At 72.9% G+C, this 20,721-nt stretch carries 20 protein-coding genes; 9 read left to right on the forward strand and 11 right to left on the reverse strand.

Going from position 1 to position 20,721, the window contains the following annotated elements:
* Positions 1-79: 79 nt before the first annotated feature.
* Positions 80-973, reverse strand: a complete 894-nt coding sequence (locus IE305_RS29390; protein ID WP_190132854.1) for an MOSC domain-containing protein — start codon at positions 971-973, stop codon at positions 80-82.
* Positions 974-1,151: 178 nt separating this feature from the next.
* Complete coding sequence (locus tag IE305_RS29395) at positions 1,152-1,754, reverse strand: DUF6643 family protein (RefSeq protein ID WP_190132855.1); 603 nt, start codon at positions 1,752-1,754, stop codon at positions 1,152-1,154.
* Positions 1,755-1,937: 183 nt separating this feature from the next.
* Between IE305_RS29395 and IE305_RS29400 the strand changes: the two genes are divergently transcribed.
* The gene (locus tag IE305_RS29400) at positions 1,938-3,218 is read left to right on the forward strand and encodes a TerD family protein (RefSeq protein WP_190132890.1); all 1,281 of its coding nucleotides are present in this window, start codon (positions 1,938-1,940) and stop codon (positions 3,216-3,218) included.
* 47 nt (positions 3,219-3,265) lie between these two features.
* On the opposite strand, the gene IE305_RS29405 is transcribed toward IE305_RS29400, so the two are convergent.
* Positions 3,266-4,423 carry a glycosyltransferase gene (locus tag IE305_RS29405; RefSeq protein ID WP_190132891.1) on the reverse strand — a complete coding sequence of 386 codons (1,158 nt, stop codon included), beginning with the start codon at positions 4,421-4,423 and terminating at the stop codon, positions 3,266-3,268.
* Positions 4,424-4,589: 166 nt separating this feature from the next.
* Between IE305_RS29405 and IE305_RS29410 the strand changes: the two genes are divergently transcribed.
* The 4 genes from IE305_RS29410 (at position 4,590) to IE305_RS29425 (ending at position 7,283) form a co-directional block, all read left to right on the forward strand.
* Entirely contained in the window at positions 4,590-5,384 is a 795-nt protein-coding gene (locus IE305_RS29410) for a glutamate racemase (RefSeq protein ID WP_190132856.1), read from the forward strand.
* Between the two features lie 67 nt (positions 5,385-5,451).
* Complete coding sequence (locus IE305_RS29415; protein WP_190132857.1) at positions 5,452-6,027, forward strand: hypothetical protein; 576 nt, start codon at positions 5,452-5,454, stop codon at positions 6,025-6,027.
* Positions 6,028-6,125: 98 nt separating this feature from the next.
* Positions 6,126-6,605: an NUDIX hydrolase gene (locus tag IE305_RS29420; protein ID WP_190132858.1), complete on the forward strand. Its 480-nt coding sequence runs from the start codon at positions 6,126-6,128 to the stop codon at positions 6,603-6,605.
* Positions 6,606-6,650: 45 nt separating this feature from the next.
* Positions 6,651-7,283: an alpha-ketoglutarate-dependent dioxygenase AlkB gene (locus IE305_RS29425; protein WP_190132859.1), complete on the forward strand. Its 633-nt coding sequence runs from the start codon at positions 6,651-6,653 to the stop codon at positions 7,281-7,283.
* A 7-nt stretch (positions 7,284-7,290) separates the two neighbouring features.
* Here the strand turns inward: IE305_RS29425 and IE305_RS29430 are convergent, their stop codons facing one another.
* Both IE305_RS29430 and IE305_RS29435 read right to left on the reverse strand, forming a co-directional pair.
* A complete protein-coding gene (locus IE305_RS29430) occupies positions 7,291-8,094 on the reverse strand; it encodes a hypothetical protein (RefSeq protein ID WP_190132860.1) in 804 nt (267 codons plus the stop codon).
* 154 nt (positions 8,095-8,248) lie between these two features.
* The gene (locus tag IE305_RS29435; protein ID WP_190132861.1) at positions 8,249-9,109 is read right to left on the reverse strand and encodes an isocitrate lyase/PEP mutase family protein; all 861 of its coding nucleotides are present in this window, start codon (positions 9,107-9,109) and stop codon (positions 8,249-8,251) included.
* 791 nt (positions 9,110-9,900) lie between these two features.
* On the opposite strand from IE305_RS29435, the gene IE305_RS29440 reads away from it, so the two are divergent.
* Positions 9,901-11,400: an MFS transporter gene (locus tag IE305_RS29440; RefSeq protein WP_190132862.1), complete on the forward strand. Its 1,500-nt coding sequence runs from the start codon at positions 9,901-9,903 to the stop codon at positions 11,398-11,400.
* Between the two features lie 152 nt (positions 11,401-11,552).
* Positions 11,553-12,950 carry an NADP-dependent succinic semialdehyde dehydrogenase gene (locus tag IE305_RS29445; protein WP_190132863.1) on the forward strand — a complete coding sequence of 466 codons (1,398 nt, stop codon included), beginning with the start codon at positions 11,553-11,555 and terminating at the stop codon, positions 12,948-12,950.
* A 14-nt stretch (positions 12,951-12,964) separates the two neighbouring features.
* Here IE305_RS29445 and dhaK read toward each other — a convergent pair whose 3' ends face one another.
* Positions 12,965-13,957, reverse strand: a complete 993-nt coding sequence (gene dhaK / locus IE305_RS29450; RefSeq protein ID WP_190132864.1) for a dihydroxyacetone kinase subunit DhaK — start codon at positions 13,955-13,957, stop codon at positions 12,965-12,967.
* Between the two features lie 74 nt (positions 13,958-14,031).
* Positions 14,032-15,213, reverse strand: coding sequence for an MFS transporter (locus IE305_RS29455; protein WP_190132865.1), 1,182 nt, complete (start codon positions 15,211-15,213; stop codon positions 14,032-14,034).
* A 146-nt stretch (positions 15,214-15,359) separates the two neighbouring features.
* Here IE305_RS29455 and IE305_RS29460 point away from each other — a divergent pair, with 146 nt between their 5' ends.
* Positions 15,360-16,178, forward strand: a complete 819-nt coding sequence (locus tag IE305_RS29460) for a helix-turn-helix domain-containing protein (RefSeq protein WP_190132866.1) — start codon at positions 15,360-15,362, stop codon at positions 16,176-16,178.
* 46 nt (positions 16,179-16,224) lie between these two features.
* On the opposite strand, the gene IE305_RS29465 is transcribed toward IE305_RS29460, so the two are convergent.
* The 3 genes from IE305_RS29465 to IE305_RS29475 are packed head-to-tail and all read right to left on the reverse strand — an operon-like array spanning position 16,225 to position 18,662.
* Positions 16,225-16,794, reverse strand: coding sequence for a hypothetical protein (locus IE305_RS29465; RefSeq protein ID WP_190132867.1), 570 nt, complete (start codon positions 16,792-16,794; stop codon positions 16,225-16,227).
* A gap of 29 nt (positions 16,795-16,823) precedes the next feature.
* Entirely contained in the window at positions 16,824-17,384 is a 561-nt protein-coding gene (locus IE305_RS29470; protein ID WP_190132868.1) for a hypothetical protein, read from the reverse strand.
* A gap of 57 nt (positions 17,385-17,441) precedes the next feature.
* Positions 17,442-18,662: a cytochrome P450 gene (locus tag IE305_RS29475; RefSeq protein ID WP_190132869.1), complete on the reverse strand. Its 1,221-nt coding sequence runs from the start codon at positions 18,660-18,662 to the stop codon at positions 17,442-17,444.
* Between the two features lie 260 nt (positions 18,663-18,922).
* On the opposite strand from IE305_RS29475, the gene IE305_RS29480 reads away from it, so the two are divergent.
* Positions 18,923-19,849: a pirin family protein gene (locus IE305_RS29480; RefSeq protein ID WP_190132870.1), complete on the forward strand. Its 927-nt coding sequence runs from the start codon at positions 18,923-18,925 to the stop codon at positions 19,847-19,849.
* On the opposite strand, the gene IE305_RS29485 is transcribed toward IE305_RS29480, so the two are convergent.
* The gene (locus IE305_RS29485; protein WP_229891677.1) at positions 19,827-20,546 is read right to left on the reverse strand and encodes a polysaccharide deacetylase family protein; all 720 of its coding nucleotides are present in this window, start codon (positions 20,544-20,546) and stop codon (positions 19,827-19,829) included. The two genes, IE305_RS29480 and IE305_RS29485, sit on opposite strands and share 23 nt — an antisense overlap.
* Positions 20,547-20,721: the final 175 nt, after the last annotated feature.

Raw genomic sequence — 20,721 nt, forward strand, 5'->3', positions numbered from 1 at the left:
CATGCGGAGGAAGGCGGCGGAGGGCGGAAAATCACCCCTCGTGGAGACCGTGCGCGGCGGCACGTTGACGCGCCGGCCGTCAGGAGAGGACGCCCCGGGCTTCCCGGGCCTCCTGGACCTCCTGCGTCTCCTGCGTCTCCACGGCCTCCAGGACCTCCACGGGGTCGCCGACGCGCAGCACGCCGCGGTTCTCGGGCACGAGGTTCTTGCCGAACACCAGCTTGTCGCCGATGCGGCGGTGCCGGCCCAGGGTGCGCAGCGGCTCGCCGCCCTTGGCGGCGGTGGCCTGGTCGACGGTGGTCACCACGCAGCGGCCGCAGTCCTTCACGGCACGGAAGGTGACCTCGCCGATACGGACGCGGCGCCAGCCGTCCTCGGCCCAGGGCGCGGTGCCGTCGACGACGATGTTCGGCCGGAAACGGCTCATGGGCAGCGGCCCCTCGTGCGCCCGGTCGCCCTCGGCGATCAGAGAGTTGAGGGCGTCGAGCGAGGCCGTGGTGGTGACCAGCAGCGGATAGCCGTCGGCGAGGCTCACGGTCTCGCCGGGGAGCGCGTACCGCGGGTCGATGGGGCGGCGCCGGGCCGGGTCGTCGAGGTGCACGAGGTGGGCCTCGGTGCCCAGGTGGGCGCTCACCCAGGCGTCGGCGGCCGCGCCGGCGCGGACCACCTCGACCTTGTCGCGGAACAGTTCGACGGTCATGGTGCCGTGCTCGGCGGCGTCCGGCACGGCCACGTCGAGGGGCCCGGCGCCGGGGCCGGTGAGGCGCACGCCGCCGCCGGGCAGCGGTGCGGCGGCCGCCAACGCCAGCCGGGGCCGCTGCCGTTGCGTGATCATGCGCCCGTCGGGGGCGGCCACCATCCACCTGCGGTCGCCGGCCAGGCCCCAGGGCTCCACGGCCGCCTCGGCGGGCGCGAGGCCCGTCATGGACTTGACCGGATAGAAGTGGATCGCGTTCAGCGCAGGCATCGACATGCGCCCATCTTGCCAGCCGTATATGCCGATCGGGGGTGGGCGGGTGGACGGGGCCGGCCGGCCGGACACGGGCGCCGGCGAGCGCACAAAACACCGGAACCGCCGGCGAGCGGCGGTTCCGGTGCGGTCGGTGCAGCGTGCTTCCAGTGCTTGGTGCTTCCCCCCGGGTGGACGGCGGTCAGTAGCCTCCCTGCTCGGGGTACGGGCGGTTGCCGTACGGGTCCTCGTACGGCGTGGGCTGCGCGGGCCGGGGCGCGACCGGGCGCATCGCGTCGAAGCCGGCCGGGCCGGCGCCCGCCGCGCCGGGCCGCTGCTGCTGGTACTGCTGCGGAGCGGCCGGGCGCGGGGCGCCCTGCTGCGGCACGTACGGGCCGGGGGCCTGCTGCAGGCCCGCGGGCGGCGCCGTCGAGGCGGCCTGCTGGCCGTACTGCGGCACCTGGGCGGCGACCGGCGTCGGCTGCGGGGCCTGCTGCGCGGAGGGGCCGGAGGGCAGGGCCGGGAGGGCGGGCAGGTTGCTGCCGCCCATGCCGGGACCCATGCCCGCGCCCATGCCGTGCATGCCGTTGCCGTGCGTGCCGGGGCCCATGCCGTTCATGCCCGGCCCCATGCCGCCGGCCGGGCCGGCGCCGAGCCCGCTGCCGAAGTCGTAGGGGGAGGACACCCGGATCGGGGCGATCTGCGGGGTGCCGCGCTCGGCGACGAGGCTGTCGTAGATGGGGGTGTCCGGGAAGGACGACGAGGCGTAGTAGCCGCCGCCGTAGGTGCTGCGGGGGGAGGTCATAGCCCATAAGTTAAGCCCTTGGTGTGTTGGTTGGGGAGGCCGGTATGGGGGTTGATTGCGGTGTTCGGAGGGGGCCCGCGTCACCAACCCGAGCGAACCCAGGAAAATCGGTCGTCAAGGTGCGTAGGGATCGTGTAAAGACGGCCGGTTCGATGCAGATTTCGGAGGGGTGGGAGCATGGGGATGTCCAAGGGCGCCAATGTCCGGATTGCCGCACGGTCGGTGCGGGTGGAGGTGGGCCGTGACGCCGGGCCGGGCGTGCCCGACGTCGACGCCTCGGCGCTGCTCCTGTCGGGCGGCCGGGTCCGCTCCGACGCGGACTTCGTCTTCTACAACCAGCCCGTGCACCCCTCGGGTGCCGTGCGCCACGAGGGCAAACGCGGCGGCGGGCCCGGCGGGGGAGCCGTGACCGACACCATCGCGGTCGACCTCGCCCGTCTGGAACCGGCCGTCGAGACCGTCGTGCTCGCCGCGTCGGCCGACGGCGGGCCCTTCGGGCGGGTCCCCGGACTGCGCGTCAGCGTCCTCGACGCGGACACCGGCGGCGAGCTGGCACGGTTCGACAGCCGGGACGCGACGGTGGAGACCGCCTTCGTGCTCGGCGAGCTGTACCGGCGGCAGGGCGAGTGGAAGTTCCGCGCCGTCGGCCAGGGCTACGACACCGGCCTGGCGGGCCTCGCCACCGACTACGGCATCACCGTCGACGAACCCCGGACGGCGGCGGCTGCCGTGCCGTCAGCGGCCGTCCCGGCGAGTGCTCCTGTCTCTCCCCCTCCCCCCGCCCCCACCCCCACCCCCGCCCCGCCCTCCCCTGTCCGGCTGACCAAGGTGACGCTCACCAAGGAGGCCCCGGCCGTCTCCCTGGCCAAGCAGGGCGGCACTTCCGGCGCCATGCGGGTGAACCTCAACTGGCGGATGCGCGACGACACCACCGGCGGCACCGGCGGCTGGGGCCGGCGGCTGACGCGGGCCCTGGCCGGGCCCGCGGCCGTCGACCTCGACCTGGGCGCGCTCTACGAGCTCACCGACGGCAGCAAGGGCGTGGTGCAGGCCCTCGGCAACACCTTCGGCGCCCTCCACCAGGAGCCGTGGATCCACCTCGACGGCGACGACCGCACCGGCGCCGTCGAGACCGGCGAGAACCTGACCATCAACCTCGACCACCGCGCCGCCTTCCGGCGCATCCTCGTCTTCGTCACCATCTACGAGGGCGCCCGCAGCTTCGCCGGCCTGCACGCCACCGTCACGCTGACCCCGCAGCACGGGGCGCCCGTGGAGTTCTCCCTCGACGAGTGCACCGTCCCCTCACCGGTCTGCGCGCTGGCGCTGATCACCAACGAGGGCGGCGACCTGGTGGTCCGGCGCGAGGCCCGCTACCTGGTGCCGCGCCCCGGCGTCAGCATGCAGCGCACCCTCGACGACACCTATGGCTGGGGCCTGTCCTGGACGCCCGGCCGGAAGTGACGGGGAAGCACGCGGGCCCCCACCCGGCCTGACGCCGCGCCGGCCGGTCACGGCGCGGCCTCGGGACGGGCGTACGTGCGCCCCTTCCAGGCGGCGCCGCGCCCGCGGTGGTGCTGCACCGCCGAGTCCACCGTCATCAGCGTGTACAGCAGCGCGGTGACGGGCAGCAGCGGGGCGAGCCACAGCGGCTGCCGGTAGTAGCGCAGCATCGGCATGTACGTCCCCGCCATCACCGCCCACGCCGCCGCACCCGCCACCGCCGTGACCACCGACCCCGTCACGGCACCGGCCACCACCGCGGCCGGCGGCACCAGGTAGATCACGACGAGGCCCACCACCGTGCCGGCGAGCAGCAGCGGGTTGTACAGCAGCTGCGCGTACGCGCTGCGGGCGACCATCCGCCACAGCGGGCCCAGCCCCGTGTACGGCCGTACGCTCTCGACCCCGTCGGCCAGCCCCAGCCAGACGCGGCCCCCCGAGCGCCGCACCACCCGCGCCAGCGACACGTCGTCGATCACCGCCTGCCGCACGCTGCCGGGATAGCCGGCCCGTTCCGCCGCCGCCCGTCTCAGCAGTGCACAGCCGCCGGCGGCCGCCGCCGTGCGCGAGCGCGGGCTGTTGACCCGGCGGAACGGGTACAGCTTGGCGAAGAAGTACACGAAGGCCGGGACGACCAGCCGCTCCCAGAACGTCACCACCCGCAGCCGCGCCATCTGCGACACCAGGTCCAGCCCCGCCGACTCCGCCGCGGCCACCAGCTCCCGCAGGCTGCCGGGCGCGTGCGCGATGTCGGCGTCGGTGAGCAGCAGGTACGTGGCGTCGGTCCGGGACGCGGCCAGCGCCATGCCGTGCTGCACGGCCCACAGCTTGCCCGTCCAGCCGGGCTCCGGCTCCCCGGGCCGGTCCACGGTCAGCGGCAGCCCGCCGTGTTCCGCGGCCAGCGCGCGGGCCAGCTCGCCGGTGCCGTCGGTACTCCCGTCGTCGACCAGGAAGACCTCCGCCCGGCCCGGATAGTCCTGCGCCAGCAGCGACGGCAGGCTGTGCGGCAGCGTCTCCGCCTCGTCCCGCGCGGGCACCACCACCGCCACCGACGGCCAGGCCGCCGGAGGTCTGCGCTCCGGCAGCCGCACGTCCGTACGCCAGAAGAAGCCCTGCCCCAGCGCCAGCCACACCCACGCGGCCAGCGAGACCACAGTGATCCACATCAGTGCGTTCACGCGCCGCAGTCTTCCGCACGGGGCGTGCCCGGCACGGGAGGCTGTGGAAAACCGCCTGCCACGGGGTGCGGAACCGCCTCCGGACGGCCCCCCGCCAGCCGCCGCGACCGGTCCCGCCTGCGGAATCCACAGCCCGATCGATTAAAGTGACCGGGTGAAGATCGCGCTCCTGGACTCCGGTACCGGCCTGCTGGCCGCCGCGGCCGCCGTACGCCGGCTGCGCCCCGACGCGGATCTCGTGCTCTCCAACGACCCCGACGGCATGCCGTGGGGCCCGCGCACCCCCGAGGACATCACCGGGCACGCCCTGGCCTGCGCCCGGGCCGCCGCCGCCCTCCGCCCCGACGCGCTGATCGTCGCCTGCAACACCGCGTCGGTGCACGCCCTCGAGGCCATACGGGCCGAGCTGGAGCCGGGCCTGCCGGTCGTCGGCACCGTGCCGGCCATCAAGCCGGCCGCGGCCGCCGGTGGCCCCGTCGCCATCTGGGCCACGCCCGCCACCACCGGCAGCCCGTACCAGCGCGGCCTGATCCGCGAGTTCGCCACCGGCGTCGACGTCACCGAGGTGCCCTGCCCGGGCCTGGCCGAAGCGGTCGAGCGTGCCGATGCCGAGGCCATCGGCCTCGCCGTCCAGGCCGCCGCCGCCCTCACCCCGCACCACGTGCGCGACGTCGTCCTCGGCTGCACCCACTACGAGCTCGTCGCCGACCGCATCCGGGCCGCGATCCGGGTCGCCGACGGTGTCGAGCTGCGGCTGCACGGCTCCGCCGACGCCGTCGCCGCCCAGGCGCTGCGCCGCATCGGCGCCGTACCGGCCCCCGGCGCCGAGCCCACCGGCCGGCTGACCGTGCTGCACACCGGACGGGAGGCGCAGCTCGACCCGGTCATGCTGGCCTACCCGGAGGGCCGTTCCCTCGTCGCCACCAGCCCGAGCCCCGCGCACTCGTAGCCGCCTCATCCGGCCACCTGTGCGCGGGGTCCTGCCGCGCCCGCGGAACGTGAGTAGGCTGCCCTCTATGAGGGACACCTCCCAGGACGGTCCCGGTCGCGAGGACCGGGCCGGCATGGTGCCGCCCGAGGTGTGGACCGGCCGCGCGACCAACCGCGGCCAGTGGCTGCTGGCCGTGATCGGTGCCGCCTGCCTGGCCCTGGGCATCGACCTGGCCGTGGACAGTGCCTGGACCTCGGGGCTCGCGCCGCTGGTCATGTCGGTGGTGGGCTGCGTCGCGGCCGGACTGCTGATCCTCTACGGCACGCTCGCCTTCGTGCACGTCGCCGTCCGCGTGGACCAGCACTGCCTGGAGATCCGCTGCGGCCACATCGGCGTACCCCGCAAGCGCATCCCGCTCACCCAGGTCGTCGACGCCGAGCTCGCCCCGCGCGTCACCCCCCGGCACTGGGGCGGCTGGGGCTACCGCTGGCGCCCCGAGCGGGGCACCGGCGTCGTCGTGCGGCGCGGCGAGGGCATCGTGGTGCGGCTCGGCGACGGCCGGACGATCACGGTCACCGTGGACGACGCCGAGGCCGCCGTCCGCGTGATCAGGGCCCGGCTGCTGCTGCTCGGCCGCAACGGCCGCCCGGCCTCCGCCTGAGCCGCCGTCCCCCTCGACGCCCCCGCATCCCCTCTGACCTGCTCCTTCCAGCGGTCTCCGGTGCCGGCCGGCGCCCGGTGAACCAGTAGGCTCGGCCCATGCCGATCCCCCATTTCCTCCAGGAACTGCGTGCTGCCGTCGGACCCACCCTGCTGTGGATGCCCGGTGTGAGCGCGATCGTCCTCGACGACGAGGACCGCGTCCTGCTCGGCCGCCGCGCCGACACCGGACAGTGGTCGATCATCGGCGGCATCCCCGAGCCGGGCGAGCAGCCCGCCGCCGCCCTGGTCCGGGAGGTCTACGAGGAGACGGCGGTCCGGTGCGTCCCCGAGCGGCTGCTGCTGGTCGAGGCCCTCAAGCCGGTCACGTACCCCAACGGCCACGTCTGCCAGTACATGGACATCTGCTTCCTGGCCCGCGCGGTGGGCGGCGAGGCGCGCGTCAACGACGACGAGTCGCTCGAGGTGGGCTGGTTCGCGCCGGACGCGCTGCCGCCGCTGGAGGAGTTCGCGCTGCGGCGGATCAAGCAGGCGCGGCAGGGCGGCCCGGCCTGGTTCCAGGGCATGGGCGAGCTCTAGCCTCGTATCGAACATTCGTTCCTCCGGCGACGTACCCTGGCAGGCATGGTGCTCCAGCTCCAGGGTTCGCTGTTCGACGTCGCGGACGACGTCGCGCTGCGGCGTCCCCTGGCCGAGGCCCGGCGCACACCGCTGACCGAGGGCGCCTGGATCGACCTCCTCCCCGGCTGGCTGGCCGGCTCGGACCTGCTGTTCGAAGCGCTGGCGCAGACCGTGCCGTGGCGGGCCGAGCAGCGGCACATGTACGACAACGTGGTCGCCGTGCCGCGCCTCCTCGCCTTCTACGGGCAGGACGACGAACCGCCCCACCCCGTCCTCGCCGCCGCCCGTGACGCGCTGAGCGCCCACTACGCCGAGGAGCTGGGCGAACCGTTCCGCACCCTGGGCCTGTGCCTCTACCGCGACGGCCGGGACAGCGTGGCCTGGCACGGCGACCGCCTCGGGCGCGGCGCCGCGGAGAACACCATGGTGGCCATCCTCTCCATCGGCGCACCGCGCCCCCTGCTGCTGCGCCCGCGCGGCGGCGGTGCCGCCCGCGTCCGGCAGCAGCTGGGCCACGGCGACCTCCTCGTCATGGGCGGCACCTGCCAGCGCACGTGGGACCACGCCGTTCCCAAGACGAGCCGGCCCGTCGGGCCGCGGATCAGCATCCAGTTCCGCCCCGCGGGCGTCGGCTGACGGCTCGTCAGGCCAGGCCCTGTGCCCGGCCCAGCGCCCCGCGCAGCGTGATGCCGTACCGAGTCCGGAGCCGGTGCAGCTCCCAGTAGGACAGCGCGGTGACGGACAGCGGGGGACCGGCCAGGAACAGCAGCCGTATCCAGAGGGGCGCGGACACGGGTGCGTCGTCGAGGACCTCGAACACGGTCATCGTCCACACCAGGACCGGCGAGACGAGGGGCGGCAGGACTTCGTGGACGTCGGCCGTGCGGAAGGTGTGGTGCACGCACATCAGCGCGCAGAAGAGGAAGAGGGGGATGGCCAGCAGGGTCAGCAACGGCCCGGCGAACATCCGGAGCGCGAACCCGGCCATGCCCGAGGCGCCGACCGCGTCCTCCAGGCCGTGGTGGATGAGGAACCACCAGCCGCCGCCCACCGCCGCCAGCGTCACGAACGCGAGCATGGGGTGGAGGAGCCGCGCCACGTACAGGGGCCGGACGGCGGGGCGTGCCGCGAGGGTGAAGGCGAGCAGGGCCAGGGGCCCGACGAGGCACATGACGCCCGCGCTGTACACGACCTCCACCAGCTTGTCGTTGAGGAACCTGCCCTTCGACTCGCGCATCGGGTAGGCGAACAGCAACCAGGCGGTGGCCGCGAGACCGATGACGGTCCGGCCCACCTGGGCGGCCGCGATGGCCTCGTCGCCGACCCGGTCCGGCCGGGACGGGCGGAAGGCGCGGAGCGCCAGGAGGAACGGTGCGGCCAGGCATCCGCCGCAGCCGGGCTCCTCGGTGTTCCCGTCGGCGTTTCCGGCGTTTCTCTCGTTGCCCATCGCTGTTCCGGTTCCCCCGTGCTGCACGACTCCAGGCGCCCGCCCGCGGGCGCGAACACCGCGGCTGACCTGCGCGGCGACAAGAGCTTGGAGCATACACGCGGAGGCCGGTGCCGCCGGGCGGCGGACGGGGGCAGCCGCCCGGCGGCAGGGTTCAGGCCCTCGCCGGGGCCGGGGTGTGGTGGCGGCTGATGTTCTTCTCCAGCAGCGCCAGGCACTCCGCGACACCGACGCCCGCCCCGTCGCCGGTCGCGGGCAGCCGCCCGTCGTTCCGGCGGAGCGCGCGCAGCGCCTCGTCCATCGCGGCCTGCGCCGCGAACAGGCACGGCGTGCTGTAGATGGCCACGTCGACGCCCAGCTCCGTCAGTTCCGGCAGGCTGAGCCGGGGCGACTTGCCGCCCGCGATCTGGTTGAACAGCAGGGGTTTGTCGCCGATGACCTCCCGCACCATGCGGATGCGGTCGACGTCGCGCACGCCGTCGACGAGCACGACATCGGCCTCGGTGGCCGCCAACGCCTTGGCGCGGCGCAGGATTTCGTCCTCGTCCGTGGCGTCCGTCCGTGCCACGACCACGAGGTCGCGGCGGGCGGAGAGCACCAGGTCGAGCTTCTCCAGGTACTCCTCCAGCGGCAGGATCTGCTTGCCGTCGACGTGCCCGCAACGCCGGGGCCGCTTCTGGTCCTCCAGGATGACGCCGGAGGCGCCGATGGCCTCCAGGTGCTGGACGGTGTGGCAGGCGGTCTCGGGGTCGACGTAGCCGTCGTCGATGTCGACGAGCAGGTGCTGGCGCGGGAACGCCAGCCGCAGCCGCTGGACGAACGCGACGATGTCCGGCCAGGCGATGAACCCGATGTCGGGCAGGCCGTAGTGGGAGGCGGCGAAGCCGAAGCCGGAGACGAACATGCCGTCGTAGTGCTGCGCCGCCACGGAGGCGGAGAACATGTCGAAGACGCCGATGAGGGGGGTGGTGCCGGTGGCCGCAATGGCCGTGCGTAGCCGGTCGGGATGGTTCACGGTACCCTCCGGGTTGGGTTGCGCCGACGCGTGGTGGTGATCGCTGCCCGCTACAGCTCGCGATCACTCGCCGGCGTCACGGACCGATGGAAGGAAAGTCCCCGGGCTGAGCTGTCGTCCCGTCAGGTACGGCGCGAACCCGGGGACTTCCTGTTGTGCGATGTGCCATGTGCGAGGTGCGCAGCGTGCGTGGTGTCGGCCGACTGCCCCCGGACGTTAGTCAAGACTTGGTCATGAAGCAATGATGCGAAGGTAAAGCGGGCGTGGTTGCGCCTGTTTTGCGCCGTCGCGGCCGACAAGCGGCCCGCCACGGCCCGCCGCCCCGTGGCCGTCCATGCGTCCCCCGGAGGCCCGTTCGCCAGTACGGCCGTTCCAGAATTCGAAGGCAATACCGGCGGGGAATTCAATGCGTGAAGAGATCCGGGGTGGCCCCGCGGCCGTCTCCAACCCTGTTGGGAAAGAGATCGCTTTGCTAAAGTGTCCTGTGCTCATTCTTCCTAGAGCCAGCCCGGGGGTCATACGGATGTGCTTCAAAAGCATATGATCGAACGCCCGCTCAAAGTCAGCGAGTGCGGCCGTTCCTGTGAACGGATAAGCGAGTCGACGATCTGGACGCCGGGGATGTCCTGACCTACGACCAGGCCCCTGATCAGGCCATTGATCAGGGAGATGCCACGGTCTCCCACGGCACCGTCCCAGCCGCTTGGCGCACCGTCAAACCCCCCCGGTCGTAAGGCGCGCCCTCAGTGCAGGGGCGTTCATGCCTTCCCGGGCTGGATCCAGGAACGCGCATGAGAAACATTCGGGCGTCCCGCGAGTTCTCTCTCGCATTGCGATTGCTATTGCTCAACCAGTTTGGCATCGACATTGGCTTCTATCTCCTGATGCCGTTTCTCGCGGCGTATTTGGAGCAGGGCCTGGGAATGTCGGCCGCACTGGTCGGCCTGGTCCTGGGGGCACGCAACCTCAGCCAGCAGGGCCTCTTCATCCTCGGCGGCTCCGCCGCCGACCGGCTCGGGCCACGCGTGGTGATCATCACCGGCTGCGCCCTGCGCACCACCGGTTTCGCCCTCTTCGCCTTCGGCAACTCGCTGCCGCTGCTGCTGGGCGCCTCGGTGCTCACCGGCGTCGCCGCGGCCCTCTTCTATCCCGCCGTGCGCACCTACGTCGCACTGGAGTCGGGCGACCGCAAGTCCGAGGCGTTCGCGCTCCTCAACGTGTACGCCACCACGGGCTCCCTGATGGGGCTGCTGCTCGGCAGCGTCCTCTTCCTGGCGGACTTCCGCATCTGGGCAATCGTCGTGGCGTCCGTCTTCGGCGTCCTGACCGTGGCCCAGGCCATGACCCTGCCCCCGCACCCGGTGGCGCCGCGCCGCACCTCCGGCTCGGTGCTGGGCGACTGGCGCGAGGCGTTCGGCAACCGCCGGTTCCTCCTGTTCTGCCTGGCGACCACCGGCATGTTCACCATGGAGAACCAGCTCTACCTGCTGCTGCCCGACGGCGCGTTCGACGCCTCCGGCTGGAAGGGCTCGGCCGGCGTGCTGCTGGCCGCCGGCGCGGTCGCCAACGTCCTCTTCCAGCTGCGCATCACCCGCGCCCTGGCCCGCAACGGCGGCGGCACCCGGTGGGTGAGCCCGGGCATCGTCGTCATGGGCCTGAGCTTCCTGCTCCCCCTCTTCGTCTGCCTCGGCGACCCACCGGCGAGCAGACGCGAGGCCGTGGCGCACATGGTGGTGATGGTGGCCGGTTCCGTGATGCTCTTCTTCGGCATCATGGTGGCCCACCCGACGGTGCTGGAAATGGTGCCCACCTTCGGGCGCGACACCCTCACCGGCACCTACTTCGGCCTCTTCTACGTCTTCTCCGGCCTGGCCGCCACGGCCGGCAACGCCGTCGTCGGCCGCACCATGGACCTCGGCGAGAAGGCCGGCCTGGGCTGGCTGCCCTGGGTGTGCTGCCTGACGTTCGGCCTGTTCTCCGCGGGGGCCGTCGCCCTCCTGGGCCGTACGGGGATGCTGCCGGCGATGCCGGTGCCGGCCCCCGCCGCCGCACCGGTGCCCGAGCGCCGCGCGGCCCCGGGATCGTCGCTGGTCAGGCGCGCCGGCTCCCGCGTGGTGCGGGTGGCCCCCATGGGCTCGAAGGCCATGAGGACCGCCGGAAAGGTGCCGGAGAACAGCACCGCGGCCCTGGAGTCCGGCCCGGCGGCCGGCGACGGGCGGCCGCCGGGCACGGCCCACCTGCCCGGCCCGTTCCGCGCCGGCGACGACACGGCGGAACAACCGCCCCGGTAGGAGGCGACCGGCAGGAGACGGCCGGCCGGCAGGACGTTTGCGCCGCCGGGCCCCACGGGGCCCGGCGGCGCACCCGTATGCCCGTCGTTCCCCACCCCTCCGCCCGGCGCGTACGCCTTGCGCGGGCGGACGGGCCGCCGCACAGTCGAGTCATGCCCATCGCAACGGTGAACCCCGCGACCGGTGAGACGCTGAAGACCTTCGACGCACTGGGCCCCGAGGAGACCGAGCGGCGCCTGGCCGCCGCCGCGGCGGCCTTCCGTACCTACCGCACCACCCCCTTCGCCGAACGGGCCCGCCTGATGGAGCGGGCCGCCGCGCTCCTGGACGAGGACCGGGACGACGTCGCCCGCACCGTCACCACCGAGATGGGCAAGCCGCTGGCCGCCGCCCGCGCGGAGGCCGCCAAGTGCGCCAAGGCCATGCGCTGGTACGCCGCCCGCGCCGAGGACCTGCTCGCCGACGAACGGCCCCCCGAGGACGAGGTCCGCGACGCGGGCGCGGCCCACGCCCGCGTCCACTACCGCCCCCTCGGCGTGATCCTCGCCGTGATGCCGTGGAACTTCCCGCTGTGGCAGGTCGTGCGGTTCGCCGCGCCCGCCCTCATGGCCGGCAACGTGGGCCTGCTCAAGCACGCCTCGAACGTGCCCCAGACCGCCCTGTACCTGGAGGACCTGTTCCGCCGGGCGGGCTTCCCCGAGGGCTGCTTCCAGACGCTGCTCGTCGGCTCGGGCGACGTCGAGACGATCCTGCGCGACCCCCGCGTGGCCGCGGCCACGCTCACCGGGAGCGAGGGCGCGGGCCGGGCGGTCGCCGCCGTCGCCGGCGACGAGGTCAAGAAGACGGTGCTGGAGCTGGGCGGCAGCGACCCGTACGTCGTGATGCCCTCCGCCGACCTCGACCGGGCCGTGGCCACGGCCGTCACCGCCCGCGTACAGAACAACGGCCAGTCCTGCATCGCCGCCAAGCGCTTCATCGTCCACACCGACGTCTACGACGCCTTCACCGAACGCTTCACGGAACGGATGGCCGCCCTGACCGTGGGCGACCCCATGGCCGAGGGCACCGACGTGGGCCCGCTGGCCACCGAACGCGGCCGCGCCGACCTGGAGGAGCTCGTCGACGATGCCGTACGCCGGGGCGCCACCGCCCTGTGCGGCGGACGGCGCCCCGGAGCACCGCCGGAGCTGACCCGCGGCTGGTACTACGAACCGACCGTGCTCACCGGCATCACTCCGGCCATGCGCATCCACCGCGAGGAGGCGTTCGGCCCGGTGGCCGCCCTCTACCGCGCCGACGGCCTCGACGAGGCCCTCGACCTGGCCAACGACTCACCCTTCGGCCTGAGTTCCAATGTCTGGACCCGCGACGAGGACGAACAGCGGCGCTTCGTCCGGGACCTGGAGGCCGGCGGCGTCTACTTCAACGGCATGACGGCCTCCCACCCCGCCCTGCCGTTCGGCGGCGTCAAACGGTCCGGCTACGGGCGCGAACTGTCGGGCCACGGCATCCGCGAGTTCTGCAACGTGACCACGGTCTGGCACGGCTGACCGGCCGGCGGCGGTCAGCAGCCCCAGCGCAGGGCGGGCGTGCACACCGGCGCGTCCCACAGCCGCAGCAGCTCGTCGTCCACCCGGCACAGCGTCACCGAGGCGCCCGCCATGTCCAGCGACGTCACATAGTTGCCCACCAGCGTCCGCGCGACCGGCACGCCGCGCTCCCGCAGCACCCGGTGCACCTCGCCGGCGAACCCGTACAGCTCCAGCAGCGGCGTACCGCCCGCGCCGTTGACGAGCACGAGCACCGGCCCGCCGGCGCCCAGCTCCTCCAGCACCGCCTCCACCGCCACGTCCGCGATCTCCCCGGACGTCATCATCGCCCGCCGCTCCCGGCCGGGCTCGCCGTGGATGCCCACGCCCAGTTCCAGCTCGCCGGCCGGCAGGTCGAAGGTGGGGCTGCCCTTGGCCGGGGTGGTGCAGGCGGCCAGCGCCACGCCGAAGCTGCGCGACGCCTCGTTGACGCGGCGCGCGACGGCCTCCACGCGCTCCAGCGGCGCGCCCGCCTCGGCCGCCGCACCGGCGATCTTCTCCACGAACAGCGTGGCCCCGGTACCGCGCCGCCCGGCGGTGTACAGACTGTCGGTCACGGCCACGTCGTCGTTCACGAGCACCCGGGCCACCTGCACGCCCTCGTCCTCGGCCAGCTCGGCGGCCATGTTGAAGTTGAGCACGTCGCCGGTGTAGTTCTTCACGACGAACAGCACGCCCCGCCCGCTGTCCACGGCCACGGCGGCCCGCACCATCTGGTCCGGCACGGGCGACGTGAACACCTCCCCGGGACAGGCGGCGTCCAGCATCCCCGCCCCCACGAACCCGGCGTGCAACGGCTCGTGCCCCGACCCCCCACCCGACACCAGCCCCACCTTCCCGGCCACGGGGGCGTCCCGCCGTACGACGACACGCCGCTCGACGTCGACGTTCAGCCCGGGATGCGCGGCGGCCATGCCACGGAGGGCATCGGCGACGACGGTCTCGGGGACGTTGATGAGCATTTTCATGCGGGGCTCCTCGGGCGATCGGGGCGATCACAGGATCACTCAGGATGACATGCCGGGCAACGCACGACGAGGATTCACTGTTCGAGCGCCCGGCAGCGCGCCCGCCCCACCGCCGCGGCCACCGTCAAGGGCACCGTGAGGACCGCCGCCACCCAGAACAGGGGGCGGTAGGCGTGGGCCTGGGCGGCGGGGGCCGCCAGGGCGCCGGCCGCGGCGCTGCCCACGTACAGGGCAACGCCGAACAGGGCCACGCCCGTTGCCCGGGCCGTCGGGGACAGGGCCGTGGCCCACGACTGGATCGTGGAGTGCATGAAGGACCAGCCGCCGCCGAGGAGCAGCGCGACCACGACGAGCGCGCCGGTGGACTGGCTGTACCCGGCGAGCAGGTACGCCACGGCCATCTGCACCCCGCCCGCCACGATCAGGCCCGCCGGGGACCACCGCCCGACGAGACGCCTGACCGTCTGTGCCGCCGCCATGGAGCCGGCCCCGTACAGGGCCGAGACCGCGCCGGCCACGGGGGTGGGAGCTCCATGCGCCTCCAGGGCCGGCGCCAGATAGGTCAGGAAACCGAGGAGCACCGCCCCCTCCAGCATCGCCACCGCCATCACGTACCACTGCCACGGCGAGGACAGGACCGTGCGGAAGGGCGCCGGCAGGGAGTCCGAAGGGACCCGTTCCGGCTCGGGTAAACGGCGGAGGGCCACCGCCAGGTAGGCGGCGAGAACGCCGGGCAGGGCGAACACCAGCCGCCAGGTGAGGTAGTGCGCCAGCACCCCGGCTACGGCCGTGGCCACGGCCGTGCCCAGCGCGAACGCGGTCATCAGCTCGCTCAGGGGACGCTGCCGTGTCGCGGCGGGCACCGTGTCGCCCACGTACGTCAAGGAGGCGGCGATGGAGGCGGCGAAGAACCCGCCGGCCAGGGCACGGGCCCCGATCAGTACCGGGGCGTCGGGGGCGAGGGCCGAGGCCAGGGCGGCCAGTGCCGCGCCGGTGAGCGACACCCGCATCACCCCTACGCGCCCCCACCGGTCGCCGGCCGCCCCCCACACCGGCTGCATCAGCCCGTAGGCGAGGTAGTAGCCGCTCGCGGCCGGCATCACGGTGGCCAGCGGGGCCCCGAGCCGGGAACCGATGACGACCAGCATGGGAGCGATGCAGAAACGGTCGAAGTTGCTGACGAAGCCGGCGAGGTGCAACAGCCGCAAGGAGGGCGCGGGCAAGGTCGCCACCGGTGTCGGCGCGGTGGTGGTCACGGGGTGGACGCTCCGTTCCGAGAGGGGGGTGAGGCGCTGTGCCGTCAGTTCAGCACCGGGCCCCTCGGGGCGGAGACCGCAGGCTATTACGATCACTCACACCCTTGCCGCTTCGGTATCGCGCCTGACGGGGGGAGAGGGACACCATGACGGCCGACGGCCCCCGCCGCGAACTGGGGGCCTTCCTGCGGTCCCGCCGGGAGCGGCTGACACCGGAGGACGCGGGCATGCCGGACGCCCCGGGCCGCCGGACCCCGGGACTGCGGCGGGCCGAGGTCGCGGAGCTCGCCGGCATCAGCCTCTCCTGGTACACCTGGCTGGAGCAGGGGCGGGTGCACACCTCGGAACAGGTGCTGCGCGCGGTGGCGCGAGCGCTGCGGCTGGACGCCGCGGAAACCGCGCACGTTCTGTCGTTCACGCACGAGAACGGGCCGCCCGCCGCCGCGCCCACCTGGGTGTCGCCCAACCTGCTCACCCTGGTGCAGTCCATGACGCCGCACCCCGCCGTGGTCCTCGACCCGCACTGGGACCTGCTGGCCTGGAACGCCGGGTACGCCACGCTGCTGACCGATCCGGCACGGCTGCACCCCAAGCAGCGCAACCTCCTCTGGCTGGTGTTCCGCTGGCCACCGGCCCGCACCCTGCTCGCCGACTGGGAACACGACGCCCGCGCCCTGCTCGGCCAGTTCCGTTCCCGGGCGGCCCGCCGGCCCGACGACCCACGGTTCGCCGAACTCCTCGGCGAGCTGCTGTCCGACGAGGACGCGGCCCGCTGGTACGAGCGCCGGGAGACAGCCGCCTTCCAGCCCGCCGTCCGCCGCTTCCGGCACCCGACCGCGGGCGAACTGCGCCTGCGCTACGTGAAACTGGCCGCCGTGGACGAGCCCGGCCACCACTTCCTGGCCTACCTGCCCGACGACCGGGAGTCCGAGGAGGCCCTGCGCCGCCTACAGGCAGACGGATGAGCCGGGGCCCGAAGAGCCGTCACGGGCACCGGCGATCCGCTGCTCCTCATGTGCTGAGCAACCGGTTGAAGAAGGAACGGTAACGTCGCAGTGCCCCGCGCAGTTCCTCCGTGTCGATCTGCTCTCCCTGGCTCCATTGGGCCTCCAGGTCCTTCTTGTGCTGGGAGAAGGTGGCGGCCAAGGTCTGCATGACGTCCGCGACCAGGGCGTCGGCCTCGTGCACGGCCTCGCGGGGATCGTCCACGAACCTGATCTGGATGTCCTGCCAGCGGTCGCGGAAGCCGCGCTCCTCGTCGTCCGTCAGCAATTGCGGAGCCTCGTCGTCCGCGGCGCCGGCGACCCCTGACGTCCCGGCTTCGCCCCGGGCGTCGGCAGCGGTCGCACCGGTGGTCACGTCGGTGCCGGACGCGGCGGCCTCGTCGGACTCGTCGGCAACGGTCGTGTCCGTGGCGGACTCGTCGCCCGGGCGCCCGGCTTCTTCTTCCGGTTCTTCCGGTTCTTCCGGTGCTGTGCTTTCGCCCGGGTAGACGGGCGGCCCGGTGCCGGTCGGCTGGGCGAGATCGTCGGTGGACAGGCCGGCCGTGCGGTCCCGGTCCTGTTCCTCGTTGTTGTGCATGGTGTTCCTCCATGCGGCCTCGATCGGCGTCAGGAGCGGGAAGGCTGCGCCCGGCCGCCGCCGTCGGAGAGCAGTTCCTCGAACAGGGCGCGGTAGTGCACCATCGCGCCCCGCAGCTGCTCGGTCGTGGCCTGGCTGCGTGTGGAGAGGGTTTCCACCTCGTGCGCGGCCCTGTAGTGCTCCAGTGTGGCGCCGTGCTGCACCGAGAGGTCCTTCATCTGCTGCTCGAACCCCTCGGTCGGATATCCGCGTTCGTGCATGAGGGACGTCACCAGCCGGTCCGCGTCGTGCACCGCGTCCACCGGCCGGTCGACGAATTCCTCCTGCACGCTGCTCCACTCCCGGGTGTACCGGTCCCGGGAGGCCGGGGGCAGCGGTTTGATCTCCAGTGATTCGTGTCGCCGCTCGCGGGCCCTGAGCTCGCGCTCGGCGGCAAGCCGGCTGTCGGCGCCCTCGACCGTCCGGTCGTACTCGGGACCGAAGCGCTCACGGAGGCGACGGCGCCGCATCAGCGTCGTGGCCGCCACGGTGGCCAGGGCGACCACCACGACGACAGAAATGATGATCGCCAGAAGCGTTCCCGTTGACATGGGCACACGCTCCCCAGGGAGTAGTGAAATGCACTCCTGGAATGCCTTTAAAGTATTTTACTCCTTTTCTCCTCTCTCCCAGGTGACCGGCAGGCTCTTCACTCCGTAGATGTCCGCGGTCTCCGGGCGCAGGGCCACGTCACCGGCCGGTACGGCCAGGCGCAGCGTGGGGAAGCGGCCGAACAGGGCGGGGAGGGCGACCCGCATCTCGATGCGGGCCAGTTGCTGGCCCAGGCACTGGTGGATGCCGTGGCCGAAGGCCAGGTGGCCGCCGTCCTTCCTGCGGATGTCGAGCACGTGGGGGTCGGTGAAGCGCTCGGGGTCGCGGTTGGCGGTGTTGTACGACAGGATCACCGTCGTGCCGGCCTCGATGGTGCGGCCGCCCACCTCGACGTCCTCCAGCGCCGTCCTCATGAAGGTCTTGGCGACGCTCAGGTACCGCAGCAGTTCTTCCACGGCCCCGTCGGTCAGGGCGGGGTCGGCGCGCAGCGCGGCCAGTTGCTGCGGGTGCTGGAGCAGGGCGAAGGTGCCCAGCGACAGCATGTTCGCGGTGGTGTCGAAACCGGCCGCGAGCAGGAGCAGGCTGATCCCCTTCAGCTCCTCGTCGGTCAGGTCGCTGCCGGTGAGGTCGCTGAGCACGTCGTCGGTGGGGTGCGCGCGTTTGGCGGCGACCAGCTCCGCGAGGTAGTTCTGGGTCGCGGTGTAGGCGGCCATCAGCTCCTCGTCGCTCGCCTCCCCGCCCATGAACGTGTCGATCTGCTCCTGGAAGGAGCTGCGGTCCTCGTACGGCACTCCCAGCAGCTCGCAGATGACCATGGTGGGGATGGGTTTGGCGAACGCGGTCACCAGGTCGGCCGGCGGTCCGGTTCTCTCCATGGCGTCGAGGCAGTCGGCGGTGATCTGCTCGATGCGCTCGGTGAGCTGCCGCATCCGCCGCACGGTGAATTTGCCCGCCAGCGGCTTGCGGTAGCGGCGGTGCTGCGGGTCGTCCATGAGGAGGAACTCGCCGGGCGGCGCGGGAGGGACCTCGATGTCGCCGTAGTCGATGAGCGGGTGGTGGCGCATGAGCTCCTTGCGCGAGCTGAACCGGGAGTCGGCCAGGACCGACCTGACCAGGTCGTACCCGGTGATCAGCCAGCCCTGGTGCCCGTCGGGGAAGGCGTAGCGGCTGATCGGGCCGTGCTCGCGGGCCTGGACCAGCTCCGCCGGCGGGTCGAAGGGGCAGGTGCCCTGACGCTCCGTCGGGAGCGTCGTGACGGTGTGGAGGGACTCGCTCATGACCATTCCTCGTCTCACGGCGGTGCGTGCAGCGCGTGCAGTGTGCGTTCAGCTCGCCTCGAAAGCTACGTTGCGTTTATGTGTGCGTCAATGTGTCTCGCGTCGTTCCCGCTGGTCGCTGCCGGTAAATTGATGCAATGACGCTGAACTCGAATGCAACGGCTCGTTGCAATGGATGAAGCTGAAGGCAATGTCGGCGCGCACCTCCGCGGCATCCTGCGGACCCCATGCACCCCGGCGAAGTGGTACGGTATTCAACTATGTATGGCAGGGATGAGGCGGTCCAGGTCGAGGTGCTTCCGGCGCGTGACGTGCCCCTGGGCGGGCCGCGGGCCATGACGGTGCGGCGGACGCTGCCGCAGCGCGGCCGGCACCTGATCGGCGCCTGGTGCTTCGCCGACCACTACGGCCCCGACGACGTCGCCCGCACCGGTGGCATGGACGTCGCACCGCACCCGCACACCGGCCTGCAGACCGTGAGCTGGCTGTTCAGCGGGGAGATCGAGCACCGCGACAGCCTCGGCACCCACGCCCTCGTCCGGCCCGGTGAGCTCAACCTCATGACCGGCGGACACGGCATCGCCCACTCGGAGGTCTCCACCCCGCGCACCACCGTCCTCCACGGCGTCCAGCTGTGGGTGGCCCTGCCCGGCCGGCACCGCGACACCGCACGCGACTTCCAGCACCACGTGCCCGGCCCCGTGCGCATCGACGGGGCCGTGATCAGGGTCTTCCTCGGACGCCTCGCCGGTGACGTCTCCCCGGTACGGACGTTCACCCCGCTGCTCGGCGCCGAGATCACCCTCGAACCCCACGCGACGGTCACCCTCGCCGTCGACACCGCCTTCGAGCACGGCCTCCTCGTCGACCGCGGGGACGTCCGGCTCGCCGGCACGCCGCTGCGCCCCGCGGAACTCGGCTACGTCCCGCCCGGCACCGGCGCCCTGACGCTGGTCAACGAGTCCGGCGCGCCCGCCCGGGCCATCCTGCTCGGCGGCACCCCCTTCGACGAGGAGATCGTCATGTGGTGGAACTTCATCGGGCGCACCCACGACGACATCGTCGAGGCCCGGGCCGCCTGGGAGGCGGCCTCCGAGCGCTTCGGCACCGTCGAGGGGTACCCGGGCAGCCGCCTCCCCGCCCCGGCCCTGCCCCACGCCACGATCAGGCCCCGCCGGCGCCGGTGACGCCGCCCAGGTCCGCGACGCCGTAGCCGCGCGCGTGCAGGGCGTCCAGGAGGGCGGGCAGGGCCTGGGCGTCGAGGACGGGGTGCCCCTCCTCCCGGGTGCCCATGTGCATCTGGATGATCGCGCCGGGGCGGAGGACGTCCAGCACGCGCCGGACCGCCTTCTCCACGGTCATGCCGCCCTGCGGGCCGAGATAGCCCTTGGTGTCGGTCGTGAACTCGATGTCGGCGAAGCCCAGCGCGTTGACCTCCGCGATCTGCTGCGGCGTGGTCTCGCTGTAGGGGAAGCGGAAGAACGGCAGCGGTGCGGTGCCCGTCGCGGCCCGGATGGCGCGGTCCGCCTTGAGGACGTCGGCCGCGCGTTCGCCGGGGGTGAGGTCCCCGAAGTGCGGGTGACTGTAGGAGTGGTTGCCGATGCCGTGCCCGGCGGCGGCCAGGGAGCGGGCGGCGGCCGGGTGGCGTTCGGCGAAGTCGCCGGTGAGGAAGAACGTGGCGGGGGTGTGACGCTCGCGCAGCACGGCCAGCACCGTGCCGATCCCGTCGGTGTTCCAGGCGGCGTTGAACGTCAGAGCGACGATACGGCGGTCGGTGCGGAACGTCCGGTTCTCCGAGCCGTCCAGAGCGGACGGCGACGGACTCGTCATCCCGAGTGTCATGGCCGCCAGGACGGTGGTCACTACTGCGGTGAGGCGCTTCACGGGAGGACGCTATCGGTGGCGCGGCCGCGAGGTCGCCCGCCGAAGGGGTGGGTTCAGGGGCTGTCGGTCCACCGGTACAACGGGGCAAAAGGGATTGGCTCATTCACCCCGGGTGACCATCCCGCCCCGCTACGTCATCCGTCGTAGCTTCCCCTCTTCCGGTGCCTGATCTGCC

Origin of the sequence: Streptomyces mashuensis, from assembly GCF_014654785.1 — a bacterium.
Taxonomy (GTDB): domain Bacteria; phylum Actinomycetota; class Actinomycetes; order Streptomycetales; family Streptomycetaceae; genus Streptomyces; species Streptomyces mashuensis.

What these genes read in the sequence shown, in the direction of transcription:
- IE305_RS29390 (WP_190132854.1), bottom strand. Translation starts at nt 973, where the DNA reads ATGTCGATGCCTGCGCTGAACGCGATCCACTTCTATCCGGTCAAGTCC.
- IE305_RS29395 (WP_190132855.1), bottom strand. Translation starts at nt 1,754, where the DNA reads ATGACCTCCCCCCGCAGCACCTACGGCGGCGGCTACTACGCCTCGTCG.
- IE305_RS29400 (WP_190132890.1), top strand. Translation starts at nt 1,938, where the DNA reads ATGTCCAAGGGCGCCAATGTCCGGATTGCCGCACGGTCGGTGCGGGTG.
- IE305_RS29405 (WP_190132891.1), bottom strand. Translation starts at nt 4,423, where the DNA reads ATGTGGATCACTGTGGTCTCGCTGGCCGCGTGGGTGTGGCTGGCGCTG.
- IE305_RS29415 (WP_190132857.1), top strand. Translation starts at nt 5,452, where the DNA reads ATGAGGGACACCTCCCAGGACGGTCCCGGTCGCGAGGACCGGGCCGGC.
- IE305_RS29420 (WP_190132858.1), top strand. Translation starts at nt 6,126, where the DNA reads ATGCCGATCCCCCATTTCCTCCAGGAACTGCGTGCTGCCGTCGGACCC.
- IE305_RS29425 (WP_190132859.1), top strand. Translation starts at nt 6,651, where the DNA reads ATGGTGCTCCAGCTCCAGGGTTCGCTGTTCGACGTCGCGGACGACGTC.
- IE305_RS29430 (WP_190132860.1), bottom strand. Translation starts at nt 8,094, where the DNA reads ATGGGCAACGAGAGAAACGCCGGAAACGCCGACGGGAACACCGAGGAG.
- IE305_RS29440 (WP_190132862.1), top strand. Translation starts at nt 9,901, where the DNA reads ATGAGAAACATTCGGGCGTCCCGCGAGTTCTCTCTCGCATTGCGATTG.
- IE305_RS29445 (WP_190132863.1), top strand. Translation starts at nt 11,553, where the DNA reads ATGCCCATCGCAACGGTGAACCCCGCGACCGGTGAGACGCTGAAGACC.
- dhaK (WP_190132864.1), bottom strand. Translation starts at nt 13,957, where the DNA reads ATGAAAATGCTCATCAACGTCCCCGAGACCGTCGTCGCCGATGCCCTC.
- IE305_RS29460 (WP_190132866.1), top strand. Translation starts at nt 15,360, where the DNA reads ATGACGGCCGACGGCCCCCGCCGCGAACTGGGGGCCTTCCTGCGGTCC.
- IE305_RS29465 (WP_190132867.1), bottom strand. Translation starts at nt 16,794, where the DNA reads ATGCACAACAACGAGGAACAGGACCGGGACCGCACGGCCGGCCTGTCC.
- IE305_RS29470 (WP_190132868.1), bottom strand. Translation starts at nt 17,384, where the DNA reads ATGTCAACGGGAACGCTTCTGGCGATCATCATTTCTGTCGTCGTGGTG.
- IE305_RS29475 (WP_190132869.1), bottom strand. Translation starts at nt 18,662, where the DNA reads ATGAGCGAGTCCCTCCACACCGTCACGACGCTCCCGACGGAGCGTCAG.
- IE305_RS29480 (WP_190132870.1), top strand. Translation starts at nt 18,923, where the DNA reads ATGTATGGCAGGGATGAGGCGGTCCAGGTCGAGGTGCTTCCGGCGCGT.